The organism is Nonomuraea sp. NPDC049784, from assembly GCF_040659615.1.
GTDB lineage: Bacteria > Actinomycetota > Actinomycetes > Streptosporangiales > Streptosporangiaceae > Nonomuraea.
In genome coordinates this window covers 1-3,557 of record NZ_JBFAMX010000838.1, presented here as the reverse complement: position 1 = coordinate 3,557, position 3,557 = coordinate 1, and the positions used below count along the sequence as shown (strand labels likewise).

The window sequence follows — 3,557 nt, the reverse complement described above, 5'->3', positions numbered from 1 at the left end:
GAGCCGCTACGCCCCAAACGATCACGCTCAGTGAATAGAAGCAGAGACAGAAACACGAACTCAGATCACTCGATCAACGACTTTTACCAGTCTCGAAGCCGACATGGGACAGGTCGGCTCCGTGGCGGCTGAGTGCCCACACGACCAGCCCGGCCAGGGCATAGAGGGCACCGAGCAGACTTGACGCCGGCCATCCCCAGGTGGCGTAGGCCCAGGTCGTGGTGATCGCCCCAAGCGCGGAGCCGAGGGAGTAGAAGGCCATGTAGGCGCCGATGACGCTGCTGGCCCTGTCTGGGTGGGCCGTGGTGAGGAGGTGCTGGTTGCTGACGTGGACGGCCTGGACAGCGCAGTCGAGCAAGATGATGCCTGCGATCAGCAGCCACAACGTCGGCTCGGTCTGGGCGATGAGGAGCCATGATGCGGCGAGCAAGGTGAGTGACCAGCCGCTGATCGCCTGCGCGTGACCGGCATCGGCCCACCGGCCCGCGTGGGCGGCCCCGAGCGCTCCGGCGAGGCCTGCCAGCCCGAAGAGGCCGATCTCGGTGGTGCCCAGCCCCCAGGGCTGGGCGCTGAGGGGGAGCGCGAGTCCGCTCCAGAGCGTGCCGAATGACGCGAAGAGGAAGAAGGCGATCAGCCCGCGGCTGAGGAACAGCCGGTCCGTGACCGCGAGCTTCACCATCGAGGTGAGCACCCGGGCGTAGCGGTCACCTGCCTGCCGGGCATCGGCCCGAAGACTCAGCCGCGTTGCCACGGCGACCACGGCGCAGAGCAGTGCGAGAACAACGTAGACGACACGCCAGCCGAGCGTGTCGCCGAGGGCACCGGCGAGGACCCGCACACCGAGGATGCCGATCACCACCCCTGAGGTGACCGCCCCGATGTTGCGGCCCCGCTCGCCCGCAGGCGAGACGGCAGCGATGTAGGCGACCGTGACCTGCACGACCACCGCGAACAGCCCCGCGACCGCCAGCCCCACAACCGCGATGACCCCATTCGGGGCAGCAGCGGTGATTCCGGCTCCCACGGCGGTGAGCAGCAGGTGCCCGATGATGAGCCGGCGGCGGTCGAGTAGATCGCCGAGTGGTACCAGCAGGACCAGTCCGGCGCAGTAGCCGATCTGCCCGGCGGCGACCAGCCAGCCCAGAGACTCCGACGGGAGTCCCAGCTCAGCGCCTGCGGTCTCCAGCACCGGTTGGATCGCGTAGATCGTGGACACTGCCACCGCGCACACCAGCGCCAGCACGAACTGCTGCGGCCCTGTGACTCTTGTCGCCACTCCACCCTCCTTTTGGTAGCAATATGCAACCGTTTAAACGTAGGGCATAATGGTTTCAAATCGCAACCATCGTGGGGAGGTGTCCAGGTGGACGTGACGCACAGCCCTGGAGGCGGGTGGACTGACCCGACGTGTCCTGTCGCGCGCACGGTCGACCTTGTGGGCGACCGGTGGAGTCTGCTGATCATCCGCGACGCCATGAGCGGCGCATCCTCGTTCACGGACTTCCGCCAGCAGCTCGGGATCGCCCGCAACATCCTCACCGACAGGCTCCGCAGGCTCGTAGACCACGGCATTCTCACCACGAGCACCCCTGCCGGCGGCAAGCGGCACGTGTACCAGCTGACCGACGCCGGCCAGGACCTCTTCACCACCATCGTGGCGCTGCGGCAGTGGGGTGAGCGGCACGCCTTCGCCGATGACGAGCCCCGCTCGATCCTGGTCGATCGCAACGGGAGAGAAGTGCCCGAACTGCTGCCCCGCGGCCAGGACGACGAGCCCCTCTCCCCAACGACGTCGCGCGTCGAGAAGACCGGCTAACCCTGGAGATCGCCTCCGCCTACCTGCCCGAGGTCCATGCCGCCGTCCTGCTCAGGAAGCTCACAACGAGTACCCGGCCGGCAGCAGGATCCCGGCCTCCAGCATGTGCACCACCGCGCAGTCGACTGGGCGGGGTGCTCCCGGTCGCGGACGAGGCGGCCTTCAACGTCTTCTCCGCAGTGACGGGAACGCCGACCACCCACTACTCGTACCTCGCCACACTCACCTTGATTCCAAGCGCGAAAAGCGGCTCCACTCGGCGTCAGTTCGCGTGCGTATTGGCCCCACTTGGCGATCGTGGAGGCCTTGATCACGCATGAGTTCTGGCCCCACCTGGTTGCTGGCGAGGCGCCACCGAGTGGGTGTTTTTGAACCCTCCGCCGCAGAAATATCTTGAGAGCGGGCGCTGCCGCTTGAGCCCACAGGACTTCTGGTCTCGCATCGTGATCGATACTCTGGCCCCATGGGCGACGGTGAACCATCCCTGCGGCTGGCAGACGTCACAACCACGTTGGACACGGCTCTTACGGCCCTGAGCGCCGTAGACGCCGAACTCGATTTTCGGGTAGGTGGCACCAGCGCCGCTCTCCTGCAGGGTGTTCATCTCCCGGCCGGGGATATCGACCTCTTAGTGGCCCGACGAGAGGACGTGGACACGTTTGCCGCGGCCCTCGAACCGTATCCCTGTCTTTACCCGGCATCCTGGATCTCGGAGGCAATGCAGTACTTCGCCAGGTATGAGATCAACGGAGTCAAGGTAGAGATCAGCACCGTCGAGTGGCCAGTCGACTCGGACGGGATGGAATGCGTTGGCCCTGGCCCATGGCAGCACTACGTCGTGGTCACGTGTGGCTCTCATCGCGTCCCGGTGATTCGCCTGGAACTCCGGTTGGCCACGGAGATCCTACGGGATCGACCTGATCGCTATGAACCTCTTCTCGATCACATGGGCGCCCACGGATTCGATTCTGATCTCCTGCAAACGGCAATGAATGCTCGCCGCCTTCCAGCGGAACGCCAGCAGATGATTCAAGATCGCCTCGCAGGTGCCCTCCCTGCCTGATCGTCCCCGTGCCGTCGTACCACCCGGCAGGGAAGCTTGCCCCTGTGGCGACAGCGACGGGAAGCTCAGTCCTCCACCCCAGCCCCGTGACGACCCCATCTGTGTCGAGGATTCTCGGCGTTGCCGGACACTGACCGGACCGGTCGGCGTAGCGAGGAACTCTGTCAGGTGCCGCCCGGGCCGGTCGGTCTTCCTCCTCGCCTTGGCCGCTGCCGGGTGAGCGGAGCAACCGTTGCCGCTGGGTGAGCCCGGTGCAGAGGTGACAGGCTGTCAGCCGAGTGCCGCCAACGCACCGGCTGAGCACACCTGGACTAGGAGTTCGCCATCCGGAACAGGTGGTCGATGGACGGTGGTCGCTACCCATCGTGGAAGCGCCCATGCTGAGGAGGGTGGCGCCGCGCGCCTCGCCCGGCGGCACCGCCTTCTCGATTTCGATGAGGTCGTCCGCGGTGAGATTCAGATCCATCGCGGGCAGCGCCTCGGCCAGCCGCTCGCGGGTGCGAGCGCCGACCAGCGGCACGATGTCCTCGCCCTGTGCGGCCACCCAGGTGATGGCCAGCTGGGCGACGGTGCAGCCCTTCGCCTCGGCGACCCGGCGCAGCGCGTCCACGAGGGCGAGGTTGTGTTCCACGTTCCCGCTGGCGAACCGCGGGCTGAAGCCGCGCATGTCGCCGGGGC

3 protein-coding genes and 1 pseudogene are annotated in these 3,557 nt (G+C 66.6%); 2 read left to right on the top strand and 2 right to left on the bottom strand.

Annotation, left to right across the window (positions count from 1 at the left end; genetic code table 11):
• Positions 1 to 73 precede the first annotated feature (73 nt).
• Positions 74 to 1,276, bottom strand: coding sequence for an MFS transporter (locus AB0J09_RS59500; protein ID WP_360712390.1), 1,203 nt, complete (start codon positions 1,274 to 1,276; stop codon positions 74 to 76).
• A gap of 87 nt (positions 1,277 to 1,363) precedes the next feature.
• Between AB0J09_RS59500 and AB0J09_RS59495 the strand changes: the two genes are divergently transcribed.
• A complete protein-coding gene (locus tag AB0J09_RS59495; protein WP_360712387.1) occupies positions 1,364 to 1,816 on the top strand; it encodes a helix-turn-helix domain-containing protein in 453 nt (150 codons plus the stop codon).
• A gap of 463 nt (positions 1,817 to 2,279) precedes the next feature.
• Positions 2,280 to 2,879: a hypothetical protein gene (locus tag AB0J09_RS59490; RefSeq protein ID WP_360712394.1), complete on the top strand. Its 600-nt coding sequence runs from the start codon at positions 2,280 to 2,282 to the stop codon at positions 2,877 to 2,879.
• 478 nt (positions 2,880 to 3,357) lie between these two features.
• Here the strand turns inward: AB0J09_RS59490 and AB0J09_RS59485 are convergent.
• Positions 3,358 to 3,546 (bottom strand): annotated as a pseudogene (locus tag AB0J09_RS59485) (aldo/keto reductase); the annotation flags it as partial.
• Positions 3,547 to 3,557 lie beyond the last annotated feature (11 nt).

Bases quoted from the DNA above. Each gene is read 5' to 3' on its own strand.
- AB0J09_RS59490 (WP_360712394.1), top strand. From the start codon at position 2,280: ATGGGCGACGGTGAACCATCCCTGCGGCTGGCAGACGTCACAACCACG.